Below are 21,964 nucleotides of genomic sequence, written 5' to 3'. Positions count from 1 at the left end.
GGAGCAACAATGAAACAACAAAAACTTCGTGCTGGAGATATGGCGCTGATCGGCATGTTCGCCGCACTTATGGCTGTCGGCGCCAACATTACATCAGTGGCACCCTTTTTACAAGTAGCCGGCATTCCGCTTTCAATGCAGCCATTCTTCTGTATTTTGGCGGGTTTGTTGCTCGGCAGCAAACGAGCAGGGATTGCCATGATTGTATATGCGCTTGTCGGATTGGCCGGAGCGCCTGTGTTTGCTCAATTTTCAGCGGGCTTCGCACCGTTTGCCGGAAAAAGCGGCGGATTTATTCTCTCATACATCCCAGCGGCGTATGCAGCTGGATGGTTTTTAGAACGCAAAATACAGCCGAGCAACATCCGATTTTTGATGGCTTCTCTTATCGGAACCGCCATCATGTATATCATCGGGACTACCTATATGTATCTTGCGCTGAAGCTGTGGATTCATACGCCAGTGAGCTACGGCACGGCTTGGGGCTTTATGACTTGGTTTATGGTCAAAGACACGGCGCTGGCTGTGGTGCTGGCGTTTATCGCACCTGCGATCTACCGCTCTATTCAAAAAGCAACCGGCTTTAATAGAAATCACATATCGTCCACGTAAAAAATCATTCTCTTGGACGGTTTTTTTATCATAACGAGAAAAGGCTCCCCAGTAAAGGAGAGCCTTTTTCCTATAAAACAATCGCCGCAATCCAGCCGAAGATGATAAGCGGAATATTATAAAATAAAAATGTCGGCACACAAGTGTCCCAAATGTGGTGATGCTGGCCGTCCGCACTCAAACCTGAAGTCGGTCCAAGTGTACTGTCGCTGGCAGGTGATCCGGCATCACCGAGCGCAGCAGCCGTTCCGATAATCGCAACCGTTGCCATCGGGCTGAAGCCGAGCTGCATGCAAAGAGGCACAAAGATCGTTGTGATAACTGGAATCGTCGCAAAAGAAGAACCGATTCCCATTGTAATGAACAAACCGACAATCAGCATCAGCAATGCGCCCACTAACTGGCTGTTCCCCATAATGCCAGCTGCTGTTTTAACCAGTGACTCTACATCTCCGGTTTTCGTCAATACATTTGAAAACCCGGCTGCAACGAGCATGACAAAACCGATAAAAGCCATTAAAACCATTCCGTCAGTAATCAGTGAGTCCGCTTCATCACGCTTCATCACACCGCTGACAAACAGAATGATCAGACCTGCCAGCGCCCCCATAATCATCCCTTCTACTCCCAAAGTCTGAGATAAATAGAGCTGGACGCCGAGTGACACTGCGATGGCAAGAACCGCGATGGCCAGGCTTTTTTTTGTATATGGAGAAGCATTCGTACTAGATATTTCTTTTGTTTCGTATGTTTTCGGTTTACGGAAGACGATGATTGAGATAATCAAACCTACAACCATACCCGCAACCGGGATCATTAAAGCGTAAGGAATATCACCGAGAGATACGTTTAATCCGGCAGCTTCTGCATTATCCTTGAGCATGCCTTGGAAGATTTGGCCGAAACCGACCGGCACTAAGATATAAGGCGCCGTTAAACCGAATGTAATCACACACGCAATCAGACGGCGGTCCATTTCAAGTTCATTAAAGATTTTCAACAGCGGCGGAATCAGCACCGGGATAAATGCGATGTGAACCGGAACCACGTTTTGCGAAAAGCAAGATATGATTAAAATAATCAGAACAATCAGCACTTTGGACAGTGCTTTTTTGCGGGTGTCTTCTTTATTTCCGATCAATTTAACGGAGGCTTCCACCATTGCGTCCGGAAGACCTGTTTTCGTTAAAGCCGCAGCAAACGCGCCAAGCATGGCGTAGCTGACTGCAACGGTGGCATTTCCGCCGAGCCCGTCTGTAAAAGCTTTAACCGTTTCTCCAAGCCCGAGCCCGCCTGTTAACCCGCCGGCAAGGGCCCCTATGATTAATGCGATAACGATATTGACACGCAGCAGGCTTAAAACAAGCATAAGCAGCACTGCGATGACGACTGCATTCATGATAACCCTCCATAAAAATCCTTTAGTTTGCTAATGTAGTAGATAAATAAAGTACGAACGTATCGTATCATAATCGCTACACTTTAGTCAACTAAAGATTTTGGAAGAAAAAATCCCCGCCGCATTCCGCAGCAGGGGTCCATCATTATTCGCTTTTATCTTCTTCCAATGTAAATCGCTCCGCCAGTGTGGCAAGTGTTCTGGCCATAACGCCGGTAGCCCCGGACGGCCCGAAGCAGGTTGCTTTATTTGAAGTCGCCGTGCCCGCAATATCAAGATGCACCCAAGGCGTTGCTTCGGCAAATTCACCAAGAAACGTTCCTGCCATAATCGCATGTCCTTCGCGTCCCGGCGAATTGCTGAGATCCGCCATTTGGCTGCTTTTCACACGTTTTTTATCCTTCTCTGTTATCGGCAGCTGCCAGATCGCCTCTCCGCATTCTTCCGCAGCATCAGCTACCTGCTGATAAAAGCTGTGATCATTTGTCATAGCTCCTGTCGTTTCTGTCCCTAATGCCACAACAACGCCGCCGGTTAACGTAGCTACATCCACAAGAACTGATGCCCCATGCTGTTTCGCATATGTAATGCCATCTGCAAGCACAAGCCTTCCTTCAGCATCCGTATTGAGGATTTCAATGGTTTTTCCGCTTAATGATACGATCACATCATCGGGCTTCATCGCCCCGCCGGAGATCATGTTATCGGTTGACGGAATGACAGCCAGCACGTTTTGCTCGGGACGAAGCTCTCCGATCGTTTCCATTGCGCCAAGAACCGCAGCTGCTCCTCCCATATCAGATTTCATGCCGACAATTCCAGATTTCGTTTTAATGGAGTAGCCGCCTGTGTCAAAGGTAATCCCTTTTCCGACAAGTCCGACGACATCTTCCCATTCCTTTTTGCCCTGATACTTCAAAACAAGCATTTTCGGGGGTTCGGCCGAGCCTTGGTTTACAGCAAGTATTCCGCCCATACCGAGCTCTTCCATCTCTGATTTCTCCAATATCTCACACTCAAAATCATATTTCGCCGCAAGCTCTTCTGCATAAGAAGCGAGGTCAGTCGCTGTCAGCATGTTTCCCGGCATATTCACTAGCGTTCTAGCCGAATTTGCCCCTTGCCCGTATGCCTGGCCGACGCGAAGTCCCGCCTGCACTTCTTGTGTGTCTTCATCTGTGACGGCGTACACGGCTTCGATTTGTTTGTCCGGCTCATTTGATTTGTGCTTATAATCCTGCACCTCATAGGATGCAAGCAGGCAGCTCTCAGCTAAAGCATGCGCGGCATCGGCTGCAGGCACGTCTTCCGAAATAAACGTGTCAAGCAGGACAGCCGCTTCTTGTTTCCGGTCTTTATGAATCGCTTGAAAAACATGGGCAAAACATTCCTTCGCCTGTTCAAACGAATAATTGGCTTCTCTCCCCAGACCAACGAAATAAATTCGTTTCATACCCGCAGAGGATGGAGGGAATACTTTTGATACTTGATTTGGTTTCGAAGAGACATCACCATCTTTCAAAAGCTGTGTCAGATGCCCTTCCAGCATTTCATCCATTTCCAGCGCTTTGCCTGACAGCTGGCTTTTTTGAAAAAGTCCAACCACAAGGGTTTCCGTATGCTCTAATTGCTGAATCGCATAAAACATATGCTTACACTCCTAACGTAATGGGTATTTGTTATGAACAATGGTATAATAGGAAAAACATTCTTTCCATTACACTTATTTTATCAAACAACAGTCTAAGACTTGTTTTTTTCTTTTGAAACACGAAGGATTTTTTCAAATAGAAAGGATGTCGCCAATGGAACTTTTAACAAATTTCCCTTTATTATCAAGCCTGGCCGCGATTGTTTTTGCTCAGGTCATCAAAGTGCCCATACAGTTTATCGCATCCAGAAAACTGGACTGGACGCTGGTAACAAGCACAGGCGGCATGCCGAGCTCCCACTCCGCAGCGGTTACCGCGCTTTCTACAGCCGTAGCCTTGGAGCATGGACTAAGCTCCTCTCTATTTGCAGTTTCCGCTATATTCGCCGTCATTACCATGTTTGACGCAACTGGCGTCAGACGGCATGCCGGTGAGCAGGCAACAGTCATCAATAAGCTTGTCATTGATTTTAACCGCTTCGTGAATGAAGCAAAGGACTTCCCGAAAGCCAAAGAAAAAGAAAAGCAAAAAAAGCTGAAGGAGCTTCTCGGACACCAGCCGATCGAGGTTTTTTTCGGAGGTTTAACAGGTATCTTACTAACATTGATACTCGCTTACTTATTTATGTAAAAAACGCTCCAGCGGTGGCTGGAGCGTTTTATTCTTTCACTGTTTTATATTGATTTCTGAATACTTGCAAAGATTTCGTTTCATTGAGCTTATCAAGCTCATCCTCAGTGACCTTTCCCGTTCCCTTTTTAATCACATATACATCAAGGGTTTTTTTGCCCCATTCATTGTACACATCTTTGACGGTTTCAAAGTACAAATCAAGGCGGTTTCCCTTAATAGCCGATCCTGTGTCTGCCACAACTCCAAGACCGTAGTTCGGAATGAATAAAATCGTGCCGATCGGGAAAACGGACGGATCAGCGGCAACCGTGGAGTATAAATCCCGTTTTACTTTCACACCTGAATATGTAAGCCCGTATAATGGGTCACCGGGCTTTTTTCCCGTCGATTCAGCTCCTGCCGTGTAGCCTGTTGCTGTTACTTTTTGGACCGGATACTCGTTCCAATCAAAAGCTTCTTCTAACGGTTTTGTTTTATCCTTGTCCGCGGACATGGTTTGTGTTTTTTTCAGCTGCAATGCTTTTAATGTCAGTCCTGCATGCTTCAAGTGCTTTTCTTGATGTTCCTGCACCCATTTCGACAAGTCCTTCGCTTCGATTCCTGACACTGATAAAAGTGTCGTGCCAAATGCAAGCAGAAATAAACAGGTCATCAGCAAACGTCTGATCATATTCAACATCATCCACCTCTCCTCCGAATCATTGTTCCCAATTGGAGAGAGCAATATTCAATATGGTGAATGAGCAAAGCACAAAAAAAAGCTTTCTTTAGGAAGAAAGCGGCATTTAAAACATTTGATATCCTCTTTTTCTAAGCATGTTGATCGCGATACCGGATACGACGGCGCCAGCCAAACCGCTGGCTAAAATCAGCACATCGGCAGCCGCTAATGACACGATACGATGAAACAGGCCAGCAAATGATTCTCCCGGCGACTGGATATAGCTGATCAGCTTTTCCTTGCTGATAATGAAAAGGCATACAATTGGATATATCACAGCCATAATCCAAGACATCCTCAGCAGCATGTTTAATAAGAAACCGATTCCAAAAAACAAAACAAAAAACAGAACAATTGAGATGATGACGACTGGCAGACTAATCAACCTATTCCACCCCCTGCGTTGTTTTTAGTGTAACGCGGGGGCTGAAATAAAGTCAACGGCTGGAAAAAGAATGACTGTCTTTTCCTGTCCCCTGGCAAGATGGGCAAGTCTCTGAACCGCCGAGAATCAATTGAAAGTACCCTTTCCCTGAGCAAAATGGGCATGCATGTGAAGCGGTTGTCGTTGCAGTTTTCATCTGATCATCACCCTTTTTCTTAATTTTCTGATAATATAACATATTAGGCTGTCAACAATAAAGTTAGATCATGTGACAAATCTTTTCATGTAAGCGGAAACATATTCATTTTCCTCTTATTATCTTTTTATTTTGCCGTTTTTTAATAAAGAAAACCCGCGGAAGCGGGTTTTTAGAAAAATTTAAACTTGCCTTTTTTCAACGTCAGTCCAAGTCCGCCGATCAAAAACAGCGAGCGGTTATCGATGACTTTTTTCATAAACGAAGCCGGCGTGCCTTTCATCTTTCTGCCATACACGACCCCAACCGCGTTATGCTCGCCAAGAGAAGCCACCGTTCCCTTAATGTCCGGTTTGAATTCCTCAAGATCCCCGCCTTTAATGAGCCTGCCAAGGTTTTTAGCAACCGTTATTCCCTGCTGCATCGCAATTTGCGCAGTCGGCGGATACGGGCGCTCTGTATCTTCATTCATAAACAGTGAGCTGTCGCCGAGAATAAAGACATTGTCATGTCCGGGTGCGCGAAGATCAGGATTGACTTTGACCCGGCCGCGCATATTTTCAAAACCGGCTTCCTCTACAATCGGATGGCCGCGGACACCTGCCGCCCATACAACGGTTTGCGATTTGATTTGCTCTGGTTCCTCATCTTTTTTCCCGACTCTGACTCCTTCCGGTGTACATTCTTGCACAGCGGTGCCGATCTTAAACTCAACTCCGTTTTCCTCAAGATAATGAACGGCATAATCAACAAGCTCAGGATCAAAGCCCGGCAAAACGGTCGGCGCGGCTTCCACACATACGATTCGTACGAGGCTTCTGTCAATGTCATACTCCTTGCAGAGCTCCGGCACGCGGGCCGTCAGCTCGCCGAGAAATTCAATCCCCGTAAATCCGGCTCCGCCTACAACGATCGTTAACCTGTCCGGCCGTTTTTCCGCCTCCGTATTGTAAGTCGCAAACTGCAGCTCAATATGTTCCCGCAGCAGGCGCGACGTGTTGATGTTAGCGATCGGAAACGCATATTCTTTCAAACCTTTAATACCGAACGTCTCGGGCACCGCTCCGAGTCCGATGACTACATAATCGTACTTTAGCTCTCCATTCGCAAGCACAACTTTTTTCTCATCAATTTTGATTGCTTTTACGGTATCCTGTACAAAATTGACCCGCGACTGGTTGATTACATCTTTTATCTGATAACGGCAGCGGTCATGATGGAGCGTACCCGCGCTCGCTTCATGCATCCATGTCGTTTCATAATGATAATTGTGTTTATTGACAAGCGTAATATCAGCATCATTCGGTCCGACAAACTTTGTCAGCCTAGTTACCGTCATCAATCCGCCATATCCTGCACCTAAAATCACGATTTTGGGCTTATTCAATGCCATCACATCCACCTTCTCTTTTTTGCTTTTGTTAGACGCATAATAAAATCATCATTTGTGTTAGCTTCAGCTTATTGGCGGGATTTTATGAAATATATTAAAAAGTTTTTTGTGAAGTCCTTACGCATAGAACTACTATCATACTTATCCGACTGGCCCAAGAAACATTCAGAAAAAGATCAATTCATTTGGTTATCATCGTATCGGCCTACGGAAAATTTTTCAAGAATGAATGCGCACTTTATACACTTACGATTTTTTCTGCTGACTCGTCAATTTGAACGGCAATATGGTATAATTAATAACAATTTTCATTTAGGAGGCCATTTTCGTATGCGAGAGGATACAACGGTTTATGATATTACCATTATAGGCGGGGGACCGGTCGGCTTATTCACCGCTTTTTACGGAGGAATGAGACAGGCAAGCGTCAAAATTATCGAAAGCCTGCCTCAACTCGGCGGACAGCTTAGCGCCCTATACCCTGAAAAGTATATATATGATGTAGCGGGGTTCCCGAAAATCCGCGCACAAGAACTTATCAATAACCTAAAAGAGCAAATGGCGAAATTCGACCAAACCATTTGTCTGGAGCAAGCGGTTGAATCTGTTGAAAAACAAGCGGACGGCGTGTTTAAGCTTGTGACAAATGAAGAAATCCACTACTCCAAAACAGTGATCATCACTGCAGGAAACGGCGCATTCAAACCGAGAAAGCTGGAACTTGAAAATGCAGAGCAGTATGAAGGCAAAAACCTTCACTACTTCGTTGACGATTTGCAAAAATTCGCCGGCAGACGGGTTGCGATCCTTGGCGGCGGAGATTCAGCGGTTGACTGGGCGCTTATGCTTGAGCCAATCGCAAAAGAAGTATCCATCATTCACCGCCGCGATAAGTTCCGCGCGCACGAGCACAGTGTGGAAAACCTTCATGCGTCGAAGGTTAATGTCCTGACACCATTCGTCCCTGCGGAGCTGATCGGGGAAGACAAAATTGAACAGCTAGTGCTTGAAGAAGTGAAAGGCGATCGCAAAGAGATTTTAGAAATTGATGACTTAATCGTCAACTACGGTTTCGTTTCATCTCTTGGACCGATTAAAAACTGGGGTCTGGACATCGAGAAAAATTCTATTGTCGTCAAATCAACAATGGAAACAAACATCGAAGGCTTCTTTGCCGCAGGTGACATTTGCACATACGAAGGAAAAGTCAACCTGATCGCAAGCGGCTTCGGCGAGGCGCCGACAGCAGTGAACAACGCCAAAGCTTACATGGATCCAAAAGCCCGTGTACAGCCTCTTCACTCAACAAGTCTTTTTGAAAACAAATAATAAAAAAAGGAGTTTGTGTCAGCGACACAGCTCCTTTTTTATTTGAAGATATTGATGTAATTCATCGCAGTTCCAATAACCAGCGCAATCACAAGGGCTGCGACGATCCAGATCATTGCCATGATAATGCGATCTTGGATCTTTTGCGACTTCGGTGTTTTTCCTTCATTTTGAGTCATCTGATTCGCTCCTTTCACACGTTCATGTCATAAAGAAAGCCTGGTGCTGAACGACCAAGCTTTGCTGAACGTATATGATTCGCGTTTTGATCCGCACCCTAAGACCATTCGTTAAAACTATCATACCCAAACTCACTGTGCATGACAAGCATCGGCGCTTGCCCACACCTGTAAGCAAATAAAAACGTTTGACATCCTAAATAAAACAGAGTACATTATACAAGGCGAACATTTCATTTATTATTCTTTTAAATATTCGTTTTTAGGAGTGAAAAACATGGAAAACGTATTTGATTACGAAGATATTCAGCTAATTCCCGCAAAATGCATTGTGAACAGCCGTTCAGAATGCGATACATCCGTACGTTTAGGCGGACGCACATTTAAATTGCCCGTCGTTCCTGCCAATATGCAGACGATTATAGATGAAAAGCTAGCCATTCAATTAGCCGAAAATGGCTACTTTTATGTGATGCACCGATTTGAGCCTGAAACACGAATTGATTTTATGAAAGATATGAACGCACGCGGATTATTCTCTTCTATCAGCGTGGGCGTCAAAGATGAGGAGTATGAATTTGTCCGCCAGCTGGCAGAAGAAAACCTGACTCCCGATTACGTGACAATTGACATTGCGCACGGTCATTCAAATGCCGTTATCGAAATGATCCAGCATCTCAAAAAACATTTGCCGGACAGCTTTGTCATTGCCGGCAATGTCGGAACGCCGGAAGCGGTCAGAGAGCTTGAAAATGCGGGAGCGGATGCCACTAAGGTCGGCATCGGTCCGGGAAAAGTATGTATTACGAAAATCAAAACCGGCTTCGGCACAGGTGGCTGGCAGTTAGCGGCGCTGCGCTGGTGCGCCAAAGCAGCCAGCAAACCGATTATCGCAGATGGCGGCATCCGCACACATGGCGATATCGCAAAATCAATCAGATTCGGCGCAACGATGGTCATGATCGGTTCACTATTTGCCGGACATGAAGAATCACCAGGCCAAACGATCGAAAAAGACGGAGAGCTCTACAAAGAGTACTTCGGCTCAGCCTCTGAATTCCAAAAAGGCGAAAAGAAAAATGTAGAAGGCAAAAAAATGCACGTGGCGCATAAAGGCTCTATCAAGGATACACTGATTGAAATGGAACAGGATCTGCAATCTTCTATTTCTTATGCAGGTGGAACGAAGCTTGACGCGATCCGCAATGTGGATTATGTGATTGTGAAGAATTCGATTTTTAATGGGGATAAGTATTAAAAATAAAAAACGCCAAGTCAGCGGTTCGCCGCTTGACTTGGCGTTTTCTGTTATTAGCACTCTTCAGGCTTACCAGCATTCGTCGCTGTTCTAAACGAAGAACCGCAGCCGCATGAGGCGATGGCATTTGGGTTGTCGATGGTGAAACCGCCGCCAAGCATGGATTGTTTAAAATCAATGATCGTGCCGTTCATGATATCAAGGCTGTCCTTGTCAACGAGAACAGTGATGCCATGTTCCTCAAATACACTGTCTTTTTCACCTTTTTCATGTTCAAAGCCCATACCGTATGAAAGGCCGCTGCAGCCGCCGCCTTTTACGCCTACTCGTAAAAGCGCGTTTTCTTCTTCATGCTCTTTCATCATATCTTTTATATGCAAAGCAGCTGCTTCTGTAATTGTTACCGGGTTGCTCATCATTATGAACCTCCTTTTAAAAACCGGATGTTGTCTTTTATTATAAACATGATTCGTTCAATTCTCAAACGAGGTGTTTTACAAAAAATAGACACCCTCGCAAACGGTCTCAGCCGGCCCTGTCATCATCACATGGCCGTTGTCTTTCCAGTTAATCACCAAATCTCCGCCTGCTAAATGCACCGTGATGTCCTGATTTCGTTTTGATACGCCGTTTAACACAGATGCAACCGCAGCTGCACATGCTCCTGTCCCGCATGCCTGAGTAATACCTGATCCCCGTTCCCAGACGCGGAAATGCAACTCATGATCATTCACGGTTTCGACGAATTCCACATTGACGCCTTCCGGAAATCTCGGATCTTTTTCAATCACCGGTCCTAGTGTCGTCAGAGGTGCCTGTTCAATGTCAGCGATCGGAAAAACGATATGGGGATTTCCCATTGAAACGGCAGTGCCTGTTAGTTCAACTTCACCAAATGCCATCGTTTCATTGATCGTGTGCTCTCCCCCGCCGTCAAGCATCGGAAGCTCAGCTTTTGTCAGGCGCGGTTCGCCCATATCGACAGTAACCACATTCACTTTCCCATTTTCAACTTGAACCTCCGCTCTCACAAGCCCGGAGAGGGTTTCAATCAGAAAAGATGTTTCCTCAACCAGCTTATGCTCATACGCGTATTTTGCGACGCAACGCAAACCATTGCCGCAATTTTTCCCTTCAGACCCGTCATTATTAAAAATCCGCATTTTAACAGGCGCTTGATCTGAAGGGCATATCAGGATCATTCCGTCGGAACCGATCCCTGTATAAACAGAAGAAACCTGAATTGCAATCTCAGACAGTTTTTCTTCCGGGAGCTGCTCTTCAAATTGATTCACATAGATATAGCTGTTACCCAGACCGTGCATTTTGGTAAATCGAAATGAATTCATAGGTGCCTCCAACTTTTTTTCTTTTTCTTAGTATAAAAGCTATTATAAACGGACACAATATAATTATCCCCCGTTTTTCATACATAAAAGCTCCTTGCAAATCGCAAGGAGCTTTTATCGTTTATATAAACATGCCGGCAATGGCTGCGCTGAGCAGATTGGCTAATGTTCCCGCAAGAACAGCCTTCAGGCCGAGGCGCGCGATATCCGAACGGCGGCTAGGCGCTAAACCGCCAAGCGTACCAAGCATAATCGCAATTGATGAAAAATTGGCGAATCCGCATAACGCGAAGCTGATAATCGTAGCGGTTTTCTTAGAAAACTCACCGATGTGCGGACCGAAGTTAGAATAAGCGACAAACTCATTCAGCACCAATTTCTGGCCGATATAACTTCCTGCCTGCAACGCTTCATGCCAAGGAACGCCAATTAAAAAGGCGATTGGAGAAAACACATAGCCGAGAATGGATTCTAATGTGACACCTTTTAAGCCGAACAAGCCGAATACTCCGCCAAGAACACCGTTTACTACGGCGATTAATGCAACGAACGCAAGCAGCATCGCTCCGACGTTTAAGGCAATTTGCAGTCCGGTTGACGCTCCCTTTGCAGCTGCGTCAATGACATTGGCTGCGCCTTCTCCTTCATCCATTTTGAAATCGCTTTTTACGGTTTGCGGCTTTTCTGTTTCGGGTATAATCAATTTACCAAAGACAAGGCCAGCCGGAGCAGCCATAAAGCTGGCCGCAAGCAAGTATTCAATCGGGATACCGAGAAGCGCGTATCCAAACAAGGTTGAACCCGCAACAGCCGATAGACCGCTCGTCATAATCGTGAACAATTCAGAGCGCGTCAGACCGGCAATCAGGGGCCTGATCACTAATGGAGATTCGGATTGTCCCACAAAAATATTAGCAGAAGCCGCAAGAGATTCCGTTTTGCTTGTCCCAAGAAGCTTCGACAATCCGCCCCCGATGACACGGAAAACGAGCTGCATGATTTTCAAGTGATATAAAACGGCAATCAGTGCTGAGAAGAAAATGATAACGGGCAGTACACTTAAGGCAAATGCCGGACTGTCGCCGACTTTTAGAAGCGGTCCAAAAATAAAGCTGATGCCTTCATTCGCATAATCAATCAGAAGCTGTACACGGCTTGAAAACCATAAAAAAACAGCGCGTCCCGCTTCCCATTTTAACACGATGTATCCAAACGCCACCTGTATGCATAAACCAACGATGACGGTTCTTATTTTAATATTGCTTTTCTTTTCTGAAAATAAAAACGCGATAGCAATGATCGCAACTGCGCCCAGCAGTCCCCAGAGAACACTCATGAATACACCTACACCTCTTAACATTTATTTAAAACAAATCTTTTATACGATAACAATAATCGTTTTTGATGTCTACACATTTTTTTAGTTCTTTTGGACGACAAAATAAAAAGGGCCTGTCCAGGCCCTTTTCTTCAAAACATTGGGTTTTCTTCAATAAATGTATATATATTCTCAACAAGCTCAGCAGGCGTTTCACCCATGACGACTTCTCCGTTTACAAGAGCGAAAAGCGACTCCATGCATTTCCCGCAGTAGCTTAAGCAGCCGTATTCGAGGACATCCAGGTTTGGATCTTTCTCCAAAATCGCCCGGGCTTCCTGAGAGCCGTGAGCCAGATTGCTGACACAAAATTCAATCATTGGATTCATGCGGTTTCACCTCACATATGTCCATTATCGCGAATTTTTCACCATTCGTCAAAGACAATGGATTCTTCAAAATTTATTATCGCAACATATCATTTCCAGAATAACGTTTTACTAATTTGCGCTTTCAGGCTAATTTGTAGGTTATTTTCAAACTATTATTGTGATTTTAGATCAAATTCGATATAATTCTAGATGTTATTTTACATAGTTCGTATTTTCTTCAATGTGTCTATCATACTCTTCGGATTAAAGGGGAATTCAAATGAAAAAATTGGTCTTGATCGGCGGAGGTTACGGGAATATGCGTGTTCTTCATCGCTTATTGCCAAACCAGCTGCCTGATGATGTTTTAATCACGTTAATTGACAGAAATCCTTATCACTGCTTGAAAACAGAATATTATGCCCTTGCCGCAGGCACAATTTCTGACCATCATATCAGAGTGTCATTCCCAGAGCACCCTCGCCTGGATGTCCAATACGGAGATATCTCATCAATTGATATTGCACAAAAACAAGTGCTGTTCCATGATCGTGAACCGATTTCTTACGATGACGCCGTGATCGGGCTCGGCTGTGAGGATAAATATCACAACGTGCCGGGAGCGCCTGAATTCACCTATAGCATTCAAACCATCGACCAGTCCCGAGAAACTTATCAAAAGCTGAATAACCTGAGCGCTAATGCCACTGTCGCCATTGTCGGCGCGGGCTTAAGCGGCGTTGAGCTTGCAAGTGAATTGAGGGAAAGCCGTGACGACCTGAACATTATTTTGTTTGACCGCGGCGATCTCATTTTATCAAGCTTTCCCGAGCGTTTGAGCAAATATGTGCAAAAATGGTTCGAAGAGCACGGTGTCCGCATTATTAACAGGGCAAATATCACCAAAGTAGAAGAAGGCGTTGTGTATAACCACGATGATCCGATTTCTGCGGACGCCATCGTATGGACCGCTGGCATACAGCCGAACAAAGTCGTCAGGAATTTAGATGTGGAGAAGGATGCACAAGGGCGTATCGTATTAACGCCGCATCACAATCTTCCCGGTGATGAACATTTGTACGTTGTCGGTGATTGCGCCAGCCTTCCTCATGCACCGAGCGCTCAGCTTGCAGAGGCTCAAGCAGAGCAGATTGTCCAAATCTTGCAAAAACGCTGGAATGGAGAAGCCCTTCCAGAGTCAATGCCGCAGTTTAAGCTGAAAGGCGTTCTTGGCTCACTTGGAAAAAAATCCGGCTTCGGCCTTGTTGCTGACCGTCCGCTGATCGGCCGTGTTCCGCGCATGCTGAAATCCGGCTTGCTGTGGATGTACAAACACCATAACGGTTAATGATAGAGAAGACCCGCTGATCTTGTCAGCGGTTTTAATGATTACAGACGGCTGAAACGGTTTTAGTTTTAGCCGGTTTCATCTTTTCAGCGTGTTTGAAAACCCTTGAAGTCTAGGAAAGGCGAGCATTGGAGCGGACTTTCACAGGATGTGATGACGGCGGTGTTTAGGCAGGACGCCTAAGCATTTAACCGCCGTTCCTTTCATAACACGTGAGCACCAACGCACAAGCTTGACAACGAATACGAGGGTTTGTCCACACGCTGGAACCGCTGATCTTGTCAGCGGTTTTCTGTATACCCATACTTCTCCATTTCCTTATAGACGTCTTTTAATGTCGGATTGCCTTCACCGACAATTTTGTCTTCTACGAGAACAAGAGGATAAAAATACTCATCATTTCTGATTTTTTCCGCAAGCTCTTTCTCTTGTTTATTGTCAGGCGGCTCATAAATATCGATATATTGCATCGCAAAAGGCTGATTTGGATATTTTCTTTTCAGCGCAGCCTCAAGCCACTCGTACGTATCTTTGGCTGTCGGCATATTGACACAGCTTGCACAAATGGTTTCTGCGCCGTAGACGCTGAGCATGACTGGTTTTGTCACTGATAAACGCCCCCTTCTCCCTGTAGTCCTTTCTTTTCAGTATACAGAGCCAAAAGACGTTTTGATAGAAAAAAACCGTTTTTGTGTTCAAGTCTGAATGTGCTATAATAGGGAAAGCAACTTTTCAAACTAAACAATAGATTTTTATTGTTACACTGAATATAATGGTTTTATGATGACGAAAGGAGCGAATGTCATGACTGAAGTTGAAATGAAAGAACAGGTGCAGGAAGTACTGGACAAACTTCGTCCGTTTTTACTTCGTGACGGCGGTGACTGTGAGCTTGTAGACATAGATGAAGGTATCGTTAAGCTTCGTCTTCTAGGCGCATGCGGCAGCTGTCCAAGTTCAACAATTACGCTGAAAGCCGGAATTGAACGCGCTCTTCTTGAAGAAGTGCCGGGTGTCGTTGAAGTAGAACAAGTCTTTTAATAAAGCAGCCAGGCTGATATTTGATCAGCCTGGCTTTTTTATTAGAGATATTGATCAAACCATGAGCTGATATAATTTAGGCGCTTGATCCGCTGCCCCGGGTGTCCGCTGCGTGACAAATTGTGCGACGCTTTTGGAAAACGGACGAGCATGGTGTCCTTGCCCATTTTTTTCAAGGCGATAAATAGTTGCTCCGCCTGCTCAATCGGGCACCGGTCATCTCGCTCGCCATGCAGAATCAATAGCGGTGTCTCCACGTTTGCTGCGTATTTTAAAGGGGAACGGTCCCAGAGCTTTTCTGTGTCTGCAAACATGTCATGCTCAAGCTGCCAGTCTGTGAAGAAATAGCCGATATCACTGACGCCGTGAAAGCTGACCCAATTTGATATCGAACGCTGGGTGACGGCGGCTTTAAAGCGATTCGTCTGTCCAACGATCCAGTTGGTCATAAAGCCTCCATAGCTTCCGCCCGTGACACCTACCCGCTCAGGATCAAGCTGCGGATCTCGTTTGATGGCCTCATCCACTGCCTGCATCACATCCTCATAATCCTTTCCTCCATAATCTCCTCTGACGGCATTCACGAATTCCTGGCCGTAGCCGTGGCTTCCTCTCGGATTGATATACACTACCGCGTATCCTTTCGCCGCCAGCACTTGAAATTCATGAAAATATGTATGCCCGTACATCATGTGCGGACCGCCGTGTATGTTGAGAATAAGAGGATATGATGTTTCCTCTTCAGTCTGTGCAGGCTTCATCAGCCAGCCGTTCACCGTCACGCCGTCTTCTGTGACATATTGAATATCTTCAGGTATTGACATCGTATGCTCGCCGACAAACTTGTCATTCACGCCAGTCAGGCGTTTCTCTTTCTGCCCAAGCGGGATGCTGTAAAGCTCACTCGGTCTGTCCGGCGTTGTCACACTCGCAATAAAGTGTTGTTCGTCAGGTGAAATGGAAAAACTATTGATGTACTCTTTTTCGATACGAATCGGATACACAAGGCCTTCAATAGATATATAGTAGATTCCCGTACTGCCTTGATCTGTGCCGATGACATAAAACCCTTGGCTGTCTTTTGTCCAAACCGGGCGCTGCTCGGCACCTCCGATCAATGAATCTCCAATGAGCGCATCCGCTAAATGAACGTCAAGCATTTCAGTCAGACATGTAAGGCGGTCTTGTTCGAGATCATAAAGCCACGCCTTTTCGAGCGTTGCATTCTGATATTCCTGTTCATGCCCAAGCAAAGCAAGATACCTTCCGTCCGGTGAAAATGAGCTTGGTCCGAATGAGCCGCGATGAGACGTAATCACCTTGAAATCCCCAGTCTCGAGCGACATCATGCAGACGTCATGCGGCTTGCTGGCATCATCCGCTTCCGTCAGATCAGCTGAGAAAACAAGCGATTTGCCATCAGGAGAAAAAGCAGGATCACCGTGATCAGCTTTGCGGTTTGTCAGCTGCTTTACCTCGCCACTCTTCAAGTTGACAAGCACTAGTTGGGCATACGCACCTCTTGTCAGCCCTTTACCGTCCCGTTTATAGGAAAGGCCTTGCACTTCCACAGGTTCAAAGCTGTCCGGCTCTTTTTTCTCTTGATCATCAATCCTTTCCTCCCCTCCCAAACTGACAGTGACAAGCACCGACTCGCCATCCGGGGACCATACCGGCTTTGACACGCCATACGGTATATTCGTCAGCTTTCTCGCTTCTCCGCCTTCAGCGCTCATGAGATAGAGCTGTGCTGTATCGTCTTCACGATCAGAAATAAAGGCAAGCGTACGCCCGTCCGGAGACCATCTTGGGTCCGTACTCTGCTTTTCTCCATATGTCCAAGGAACAGACCTGCCGGTTTTCGTTTCATAGACCCATATATTTGATGTATACGAATCTTTCTCTTGATTCACTTGCGACTGCACGTATGCGGCACGGCTGCCGTCTGGGGCGTATTGAGGATCGGTCACAGAGACAATCGCTGTGATGTCTTCTGCGGTTATCAGCTTTTTCATATTCATCTCCTCCTTTTTACATGTATTTCGTTTTTCTAAATAAAAACTCCTTTATCTCCAGCAGAAAAAAAGCGTCCTCCGCTGACGCTGAGGAACGCTTGGCATATTCTATACACTTTTTACTTGATATAAAGGATTTCGCTCTATTATACTTCCCTCTTTTGGAACGGTCAAAGCGTCTACTTCGCAATGAGGGAAATGAAGCGTGAGCTGCTCTTTCAGCTTTGCTCCCTTTCCTTTTTCAGTCATCACGAGAATCGTCGGGCCTGCTCCGCTGAGAGCCGTTCCATATGCGCCCTTCATCTCGGCGACGTGTTCTACTTTTGACAATTCGGGGACAAGCATCGCCCTGTACGGCTGATGGAACATATCCTTCTTCATGATTTTCCCGACAAGCGGCCAATCCTTGGACATGATCGCAGCAACGAGCAAATTGCTGACGGCACTTGCTTTTACAGCGTCCGCATACGGAAACTCTTTCGGAAGCACGTCTCTTGCGTCCCTTGTCAGCACCTCGTAAAAAGGAATAACAACGACAATGTCAATGTCAGCATCCGGGACACGGATCATTTGTGTCTCGTCATCTTCATGCAGGCCGATGACAAGCCCGCCAACGAGAGAAGCGCCCGCATTATCCGGGTGTCCTTCTTCAAGGCTGGCTAAATGCAGCTTGTCCGCTTCAGACAGCTTTAAGCCGCATAATTCATCAGCCAGTTCAATGGCCGCTACAATCGCCGCGGCGCTGCTGCCAAGGCCGCGGGCGAGCGGGATATCGCTCCATACCTTCACATGGACAGGCGGCATTTCTTTTCCGTACAAATCTGCTGTCCGTTTTGCCACTTGATAGATCAGATTATCTGTACCCGCCGGAATTCCGGCGACTGTTTCTGTTTCAGCTTCAAAAGACCATTTGTCGCTTCCAAAGACGGTCAGCTTCAAATACCTGCTGAGCGCCATTCCGACTGAATCAAAACCCGGGCCTAGGTTAGCCGTGCTTCCGGGAACAGTGACCGTGAACAGCATGCCGGCTTCGTTCATACACGGGCCGCTCCTTTTAAATATTCAAGAATGCTGTCTTCATCAGTCGGCAATGTGACCGGCTTGATTTCTGAAATGTCGACCGCTGTGTTCGGATCTTTCAGTCCGTTTCCTGTTAAAACAGCGACGACCTTGCTGCCTTTCGGAATGTCTCCGGACTTCACCTGTTTCAACACTCCTGCGATAGACGCGCAAGAACCCGGTTCTGCAAACACACCTTCTTCACGGGCGATCAGCTGATACGCGTGAAGGATTTCATCATCAGTGACTTCGTCAATTTTCCCGTTGGATTCCTCAGCTGCCTTTACAGCTTTGTCCCAGCTTGCAGGGTTTCCGATACGAATGGCTGTCGCTATTGTTTCCGGATTTTCAATTACTTCATTGCGCACAATTGCCGCCGCGCCTTCCGCTTCAAATCCGCGCATTTTCGGAAGGCCAGTGCCGTTTTTCTCATGATATTCCTTGAATCCCTTCCAGTATGCCGTAATGTTTCCTGCGTTTCCGACCGGGATGGCCAAAACATCCGGCGCTTCTCCCAGCTGTTCGCACACTTCGAAGGCAGCTGTTTTTTGGCCTTCAATACGGTAAGGATTAACTGAGTTGACAAGGGCAATCGGTGATTTCTCACAGATGGAGCGGACAATTTTAAGCGCATCGTCAAAGTTTCCGTCAATAGCGATAATTTCAGCTCCGTACATGACAGCTTGAGCCAGTTTTCCAAACGCGATTTTGCCGTTCGGGATGATCACGATGCATTTCATGTTAGCGCGGGCTGCATATGCAGCCGCAGCAGCGGAAGTGTTTCCTGTAGACGCGCACATAATCGTGTCGTTGCCTTCTTCTTTTGCTTTCGCCACAGCCATGACCATTCCGCGGTCTTTAAATGACCCTGTAGGATTGATGCCTTCCGTTTTGACATGAAGTTCAATTCCCAGCTGTTCAGACAGCTTCGGCAGGTAAATAAGAGGTGTGTTTCCTTCATGTAAAGTAAGCGCCGGTGTTTGATCTGTTACAGGTAAAAATTCTTTATATTGATGGATTAGTCCTTTCCACATTAACTCCAACCGTTCCCTTCTACACGATATGTGCTTTTGACTTCTTGAACGACTTCCAAATCATTTAGGTTTTGCAGGATATCACTGAAATCAGCTTCTGATGTATGGTGCGTGACAATCACGATTTCTGCTAACTCATCATGGCCTTTAATCGGCAGCTGAAGGATCTTTTCAAAGCTCACGCCCCGTTCTGAGAAGACAGACGTAATTTTCGAGAATGAACCGACCTGATCTTTAACATGAATTCTTAAAAATTGCTGCGCGTAAATGTCTGACGGAGACTTCATGTTTTTCTCGTATTGCGGCCCAACAAAGCTGTTGCCGGTTACGCCGAGGCGCATATTTTTCATGACGGCGACAAGATCAGAAACAACGGATGTCGCAGTCGGCATGCTTCCGGCTCCCGGTCCGTAGAACATCGTCTCACCGACAGCCTCGCCGTATACGTAAACGGCGTTAAACTCATTATGCACAGCAGAAAGCGGATGGTGGTCAGGAAGCAGTGTCGGCTGTACGCTGACTTCAATTTTGCTGCCGTCACGCTGCGCAATCCCGATCAGCTTCATCGTATAGCCGAGGCGTTTGCTGAAGCTGATGTCCTCGTCTGTAATTTGGGAGATTCCCTTTACTTTGACGTCGTCGAGATCCACGTTCATCGAGAAGCCGAGGCGCGCCAATATCGCCATTTTTCTTGCGGCGTCAAGCCCTTCCACGTCTGAAGTCGGATCAGCTTCGGCAAAACCGAGATCCTGCGCTTCCTTGAGCACTTCCTCGTAAGGGCTTTTTTCTTTGATCATTTTTGTTAAGATAAAGTTCGTTGTTCCGTTCACGATCCCCATCATTTTTGTAATCCGGTCTGATGAGAGGCCTTCCTCTAACGTGCGCAGAATCGGAATCCCGCCGGCAACACTGGCTTCAAAGTAGATGTCACAGCCATTTTCCTTCGCTTCCGCAAGCAGCTCGGAACCGTACACAGCCATTAAATCCTTGTTTGCTGTGACAACATGCTTTTTGGATCTGAGCGCATCGACCAAATATTGTTTTGTCTGCTCCACTCCGCCAATTACCTCGATAACGACATCAACATCTGGATCATCGATGACATCATACACTTCTGTCGTGAGCACTTCCTTCGGCAAGTCTACTTCTCTCTTTTTCTCTAGATCTTTTACAAGCACTTTTTTTATCGTAACCGGACAGCCGACTTGATGCATCAGCTTATCCTGATGGTCTTGAATAATTTTAACGACACCGCTTCCGACGGTACCTAAACCTAAAAGCCCTACACGAATCGCTTTCAAAAAAACTCCACCTTTCGTTTAATTGTCCTCTCAAAAAAGACAATTGTTAACTCAACACAGACATATAAGTTACAAACATTATATAAGCCCGCTCTTGTTTTGACAAGATAGCAATAGGCTGAATTTTACGAATGTAAACGCTTAACCTACTGATATGACAAGATTCTTTATTTTCTAATTATTTTTGTCAGATTTTCTCCTCATCCGCGGCTTCCTTTGCCGAGCCAGCTTACGCGGGGAACAAATGGCTTCTGCGCCCGCATATTCATGAATTCCTGTGCTGTATTAAGAAATTGTTCATAGCGTCCGCAATCATTCAGAATGAAGTCAAGCTGCTCTTCATAATAATGCTTTTCTGATTCTGATGACATGTAGTAGCTCTCCACGATTTCAAAATAATGAAGCGGAAAGAGCAGACGGCTGTACAGGAGACGTTTTGAAAACGAAGACAGCGGTGTGATTTTCTCGTATTCCTGTAAAAAGAGAAAGCCCTGCTGATTAAAATCTTGTCTGTGATGCAAAAACGTATGCCTCATATACTCAGCCAAATCGCGTGAAGCGTGGTCAAATACCCAATCCGCAGGAATCCTGATCAAAGATTCGGATGACCACGTATGTCTTTCCATCCGCTGATGGCATATCGTTCCAGAATCAGCGGCTTGGGGTTTGTCATCCAGCTCAGTGTCCACTAAATATTGTATCGCGTTTTCTGACAGTCCTAAATAATATGGAAATGATTCGATCATTTTTTTGTCGAATGGCTCGTGCGGAGGAGTTTGAACCTTTCGCTGCCAAAACACTTCCAGCTGATCAATGCGTTTTCCCCACAAATCTTTCCACTGGCCGATTCTTCCGGCTGCTTTCACTTCATACGGGTACCCTCTGCCTTTTCGGTGAAATTCAGCCAGTTCCGCCCCAATGGAGAACGCCCGGTTTGAATAAGGTGGTGCCGCTTTTAGCAGAGCGTACGTTTTTCCCTCATGTTCAAATGTCAGCTCACCTTGTTTTGTAAAGATAAAAATCGGAACGTATGGGTCACTTTGTTCTTGTAAATACTGACTCATGTAATAAAGCTCCGCCAACTCTGTATCTGAGAATTGGGAAACGGGGACAATCAGAAAGAATGAATTCGGTGTCTGAAAGCATTGATATGTGTGTTGATACATGGAAAGCTGTCTGATATGAATACCATATTTTTCTTTTATTGTGCCTTTCACCATGATCACCTGCCTATTGAATTAGGGCTCATCACATCGTAGTCATACACGTCCGGAATTATGAATACATATTTTAATCCGACGAAGACGCAAGAAAAAGTCGTAAACATCTCAAATATTTTGTATAAACTAGTAAAAAAGATTGGGTGAAACT

Annotated in this window: 23 protein-coding genes; 6 read left to right on the top strand and 17 right to left on the bottom strand. The window is 45.9% G+C overall.

What is annotated here, in order from left to right; all coding sequences use genetic code 11:
• Positions 1 to 9: 9 nt before the first annotated feature.
• Positions 10 to 612, top strand: coding sequence for a biotin transporter BioY (locus V6D44_RS09955; protein ID WP_087993302.1), 603 nt, complete (start codon positions 10 to 12; stop codon positions 610 to 612).
• A 70-nt stretch (positions 613 to 682) separates the two neighbouring features.
• Here V6D44_RS09955 and V6D44_RS09950 read toward each other — a convergent pair whose 3' ends face one another.
• Both V6D44_RS09950 and V6D44_RS09945 read right to left on the bottom strand, forming a co-directional pair.
• Positions 683 to 2,011 carry a Na+/H+ antiporter family protein gene (locus V6D44_RS09950; RefSeq protein WP_087993303.1) on the bottom strand — a complete coding sequence of 443 codons (1,329 nt, stop codon included), beginning with the start codon at positions 2,009 to 2,011 and terminating at the stop codon, positions 683 to 685.
• Between the two features lie 145 nt (positions 2,012 to 2,156).
• Entirely contained in the window at positions 2,157 to 3,659 is a 1,503-nt protein-coding gene (locus V6D44_RS09945) for a leucyl aminopeptidase (protein ID WP_087993304.1), read from the bottom strand.
• Positions 3,660 to 3,816: 157 nt separating this feature from the next.
• On the opposite strand from V6D44_RS09945, the gene V6D44_RS09940 reads away from it, so the two are divergent.
• Positions 3,817 to 4,293, top strand: a complete 477-nt coding sequence (locus V6D44_RS09940) for a divergent PAP2 family protein (RefSeq protein ID WP_087993305.1) — start codon at positions 3,817 to 3,819, stop codon at positions 4,291 to 4,293.
• A gap of 28 nt (positions 4,294 to 4,321) precedes the next feature.
• Here V6D44_RS09940 and spsC read toward each other — a convergent pair whose 3' ends face one another.
• From spsC to V6D44_RS09920, 4 genes are all read right to left on the bottom strand, one after another.
• Positions 4,322 to 4,978, bottom strand: coding sequence for a stationary phase survival protein SpsC (gene spsC / locus V6D44_RS09935; RefSeq protein ID WP_087993306.1), 657 nt, complete (start codon positions 4,976 to 4,978; stop codon positions 4,322 to 4,324).
• Between the two features lie 103 nt (positions 4,979 to 5,081).
• Positions 5,082 to 5,402 carry a YuiB family protein gene (locus V6D44_RS09930; RefSeq protein ID WP_148963995.1) on the bottom strand — a complete coding sequence of 107 codons (321 nt, stop codon included), beginning with the start codon at positions 5,400 to 5,402 and terminating at the stop codon, positions 5,082 to 5,084.
• Between the two features lie 52 nt (positions 5,403 to 5,454).
• The gene (locus tag V6D44_RS09925) at positions 5,455 to 5,598 is read right to left on the bottom strand and encodes a YuiA family protein (RefSeq protein ID WP_003243733.1); all 144 of its coding nucleotides are present in this window, start codon (positions 5,596 to 5,598) and stop codon (positions 5,455 to 5,457) included.
• Between the two features lie 172 nt (positions 5,599 to 5,770).
• Positions 5,771 to 6,991: an NAD(P)/FAD-dependent oxidoreductase gene (locus V6D44_RS09920; protein WP_333516452.1), complete on the bottom strand. Its 1,221-nt coding sequence runs from the start codon at positions 6,989 to 6,991 to the stop codon at positions 5,771 to 5,773.
• 330 nt (positions 6,992 to 7,321) lie between these two features.
• Between V6D44_RS09920 and yumC the strand changes: the two genes are divergently transcribed.
• Positions 7,322 to 8,320, top strand: a complete 999-nt coding sequence (gene yumC / locus V6D44_RS09915; RefSeq protein ID WP_087993309.1) for a ferredoxin--NADP reductase 2 — start codon at positions 7,322 to 7,324, stop codon at positions 8,318 to 8,320.
• 38 nt (positions 8,321 to 8,358) lie between these two features.
• Here yumC and V6D44_RS09910 read toward each other — a convergent pair whose 3' ends face one another.
• Entirely contained in the window at positions 8,359 to 8,499 is a 141-nt protein-coding gene (locus tag V6D44_RS09910) for a hypothetical protein (RefSeq protein ID WP_087993310.1), read from the bottom strand.
• Between the two features lie 277 nt (positions 8,500 to 8,776).
• On the opposite strand from V6D44_RS09910, the gene guaC reads away from it, so the two are divergent.
• Positions 8,777 to 9,757 carry a GMP reductase gene (guaC, locus tag V6D44_RS09905; protein ID WP_148963998.1) on the top strand — a complete coding sequence of 327 codons (981 nt, stop codon included), beginning with the start codon at positions 8,777 to 8,779 and terminating at the stop codon, positions 9,755 to 9,757.
• A gap of 53 nt (positions 9,758 to 9,810) precedes the next feature.
• On the opposite strand, the gene V6D44_RS09900 is transcribed toward guaC, so the two are convergent.
• The 4 genes from V6D44_RS09900 to V6D44_RS09885 all read right to left on the bottom strand — a co-directional run bounded on the left by V6D44_RS09900 (position 9,811) and on the right by V6D44_RS09885 (position 12,813).
• Positions 9,811 to 10,173, bottom strand: coding sequence for a HesB/IscA family protein (locus V6D44_RS09900; RefSeq protein ID WP_087993342.1), 363 nt, complete (start codon positions 10,171 to 10,173; stop codon positions 9,811 to 9,813).
• Positions 10,174 to 10,251: 78 nt separating this feature from the next.
• Positions 10,252 to 11,106, bottom strand: a complete 855-nt coding sequence (gene dapF / locus V6D44_RS09895) for a diaminopimelate epimerase (protein ID WP_333516450.1) — start codon at positions 11,104 to 11,106, stop codon at positions 10,252 to 10,254.
• A gap of 121 nt (positions 11,107 to 11,227) precedes the next feature.
• The gene (locus V6D44_RS09890; RefSeq protein WP_148964001.1) at positions 11,228 to 12,442 is read right to left on the bottom strand and encodes a NupC/NupG family nucleoside CNT transporter; all 1,215 of its coding nucleotides are present in this window, start codon (positions 12,440 to 12,442) and stop codon (positions 11,228 to 11,230) included.
• Positions 12,443 to 12,576: 134 nt separating this feature from the next.
• A complete protein-coding gene (locus V6D44_RS09885; protein ID WP_087993317.1) occupies positions 12,577 to 12,813 on the bottom strand; it encodes a YuzB family protein in 237 nt (78 codons plus the stop codon).
• Between the two features lie 262 nt (positions 12,814 to 13,075).
• On the opposite strand from V6D44_RS09885, the gene V6D44_RS09880 reads away from it, so the two are divergent.
• Complete coding sequence (locus tag V6D44_RS09880) at positions 13,076 to 14,143, top strand: NAD(P)/FAD-dependent oxidoreductase (protein WP_087993318.1); 1,068 nt, start codon at positions 13,076 to 13,078, stop codon at positions 14,141 to 14,143.
• Between the two features lie 281 nt (positions 14,144 to 14,424).
• On the opposite strand, the gene V6D44_RS09875 is transcribed toward V6D44_RS09880, so the two are convergent.
• A complete protein-coding gene (locus tag V6D44_RS09875) occupies positions 14,425 to 14,751 on the bottom strand; it encodes a YuzD family protein (RefSeq protein ID WP_087993319.1) in 327 nt (108 codons plus the stop codon).
• A gap of 136 nt (positions 14,752 to 14,887) precedes the next feature.
• On the opposite strand from V6D44_RS09875, the gene V6D44_RS09870 reads away from it, so the two are divergent.
• Entirely contained in the window at positions 14,888 to 15,184 is a 297-nt protein-coding gene (locus tag V6D44_RS09870) for a NifU family protein (protein WP_250621913.1), read from the top strand.
• A gap of 41 nt (positions 15,185 to 15,225) precedes the next feature.
• On the opposite strand, the gene V6D44_RS09865 is transcribed toward V6D44_RS09870, so the two are convergent.
• From V6D44_RS09865 to cotNH, 5 genes are all read right to left on the bottom strand, one after another.
• Entirely contained in the window at positions 15,226 to 17,199 is a 1,974-nt protein-coding gene (locus tag V6D44_RS09865) for a S9 family peptidase (RefSeq protein ID WP_333516448.1), read from the bottom strand.
• A gap of 108 nt (positions 17,200 to 17,307) precedes the next feature.
• Positions 17,308 to 18,237 carry a homoserine kinase gene (thrB, locus tag V6D44_RS09860; protein ID WP_087993321.1) on the bottom strand — a complete coding sequence of 310 codons (930 nt, stop codon included), beginning with the start codon at positions 18,235 to 18,237 and terminating at the stop codon, positions 17,308 to 17,310.
• Positions 18,234 to 19,292, bottom strand: a complete 1,059-nt coding sequence (gene thrC, locus V6D44_RS09855) for a threonine synthase (RefSeq protein ID WP_087993343.1) — start codon at positions 19,290 to 19,292, stop codon at positions 18,234 to 18,236. Before thrC ends, thrB begins: the two co-directional genes overlap by 4 nt.
• Positions 19,292 to 20,593 carry a homoserine dehydrogenase gene (locus V6D44_RS09850; RefSeq protein ID WP_087993322.1) on the bottom strand — a complete coding sequence of 434 codons (1,302 nt, stop codon included), beginning with the start codon at positions 20,591 to 20,593 and terminating at the stop codon, positions 19,292 to 19,294. The genes thrC and V6D44_RS09850 overlap by 1 nt, the downstream gene beginning before the upstream one ends.
• A gap of 200 nt (positions 20,594 to 20,793) precedes the next feature.
• A complete protein-coding gene (cotNH, locus tag V6D44_RS09845; protein ID WP_202328122.1) occupies positions 20,794 to 21,813 on the bottom strand; it encodes a spore coat-associated protein CotNH in 1,020 nt (339 codons plus the stop codon).
• Positions 21,814 to 21,964 lie beyond the last annotated feature (151 nt).

Source organism: Bacillus sp. 0209A (assembly GCF_036765095.1).
GTDB lineage: Bacteria > Bacillota > Bacilli > Bacillales > Bacillaceae > Bacillus > Bacillus subtilis_G.
The sequence above is the reverse complement of the archived record's forward strand: the minus strand, read 5'-3'. Positions and strand labels throughout refer to the sequence as shown.

What these genes read in the sequence shown, in the direction of transcription:
- V6D44_RS09955 (WP_087993302.1), top strand. Translation starts at nt 10, where the DNA reads ATGAAACAACAAAAACTTCGTGCTGGAGATATGGCGCTGATCGGCATG.
- V6D44_RS09950 (WP_087993303.1), bottom strand. Translation starts at nt 2,011, where the DNA reads ATGAATGCAGTCGTCATCGCAGTGCTGCTTATGCTTGTTTTAAGCCTG.
- V6D44_RS09945 (WP_087993304.1), bottom strand. Translation starts at nt 3,659, where the DNA reads ATGTTTTATGCGATTCAGCAATTAGAGCATACGGAAACCCTTGTGGTT.
- V6D44_RS09940 (WP_087993305.1), top strand. Translation starts at nt 3,817, where the DNA reads ATGGAACTTTTAACAAATTTCCCTTTATTATCAAGCCTGGCCGCGATT.
- spsC (WP_087993306.1), bottom strand. Translation starts at nt 4,978, where the DNA reads ATGATGTTGAATATGATCAGACGTTTGCTGATGACCTGTTTATTTCTG.
- V6D44_RS09925 (WP_003243733.1), bottom strand. Translation starts at nt 5,598, where the DNA reads ATGAAAACTGCAACGACAACCGCTTCACATGCATGCCCATTTTGCTCA.
- V6D44_RS09920 (WP_333516452.1), bottom strand. Translation starts at nt 6,991, where the DNA reads ATGGCATTGAATAAGCCCAAAATCGTGATTTTAGGTGCAGGATATGGC.
- yumC (WP_087993309.1), top strand. Translation starts at nt 7,322, where the DNA reads ATGCGAGAGGATACAACGGTTTATGATATTACCATTATAGGCGGGGGA.
- V6D44_RS09910 (WP_087993310.1), bottom strand. Translation starts at nt 8,499, where the DNA reads ATGACTCAAAATGAAGGAAAAACACCGAAGTCGCAAAAGATCCAAGAT.
- guaC (WP_148963998.1), top strand. Translation starts at nt 8,777, where the DNA reads ATGGAAAACGTATTTGATTACGAAGATATTCAGCTAATTCCCGCAAAA.
- V6D44_RS09900 (WP_087993342.1), bottom strand. Translation starts at nt 10,173, where the DNA reads ATGAGCAACCCGGTAACAATTACAGAAGCAGCTGCTTTGCATATAAAA.
- dapF (WP_333516450.1), bottom strand. Translation starts at nt 11,106, where the DNA reads ATGAATTCATTTCGATTTACCAAAATGCACGGTCTGGGTAACAGCTAT.
- V6D44_RS09890 (WP_148964001.1), bottom strand. Translation starts at nt 12,442, where the DNA reads ATGAGTGTTCTCTGGGGACTGCTGGGCGCAGTTGCGATCATTGCTATC.
- V6D44_RS09885 (WP_087993317.1), bottom strand. Translation starts at nt 12,813, where the DNA reads ATGAATCCAATGATTGAATTTTGTGTCAGCAATCTGGCTCACGGCTCT.
- V6D44_RS09880 (WP_087993318.1), top strand. Translation starts at nt 13,076, where the DNA reads ATGAAAAAATTGGTCTTGATCGGCGGAGGTTACGGGAATATGCGTGTT.
- V6D44_RS09865 (WP_333516448.1), bottom strand. Translation starts at nt 17,199, where the DNA reads ATGAAAAAGCTGATAACCGCAGAAGACATCACAGCGATTGTCTCTGTG.
- thrB (WP_087993321.1), bottom strand. Translation starts at nt 18,237, where the DNA reads ATGAACGAAGCCGGCATGCTGTTCACGGTCACTGTTCCCGGAAGCACG.
- thrC (WP_087993343.1), bottom strand. Translation starts at nt 19,292, where the DNA reads ATGTGGAAAGGACTAATCCATCAATATAAAGAATTTTTACCTGTAACA.
- cotNH (WP_202328122.1), bottom strand. Translation starts at nt 21,813, where the DNA reads ATGGTGAAAGGCACAATAAAAGAAAAATATGGTATTCATATCAGACAG.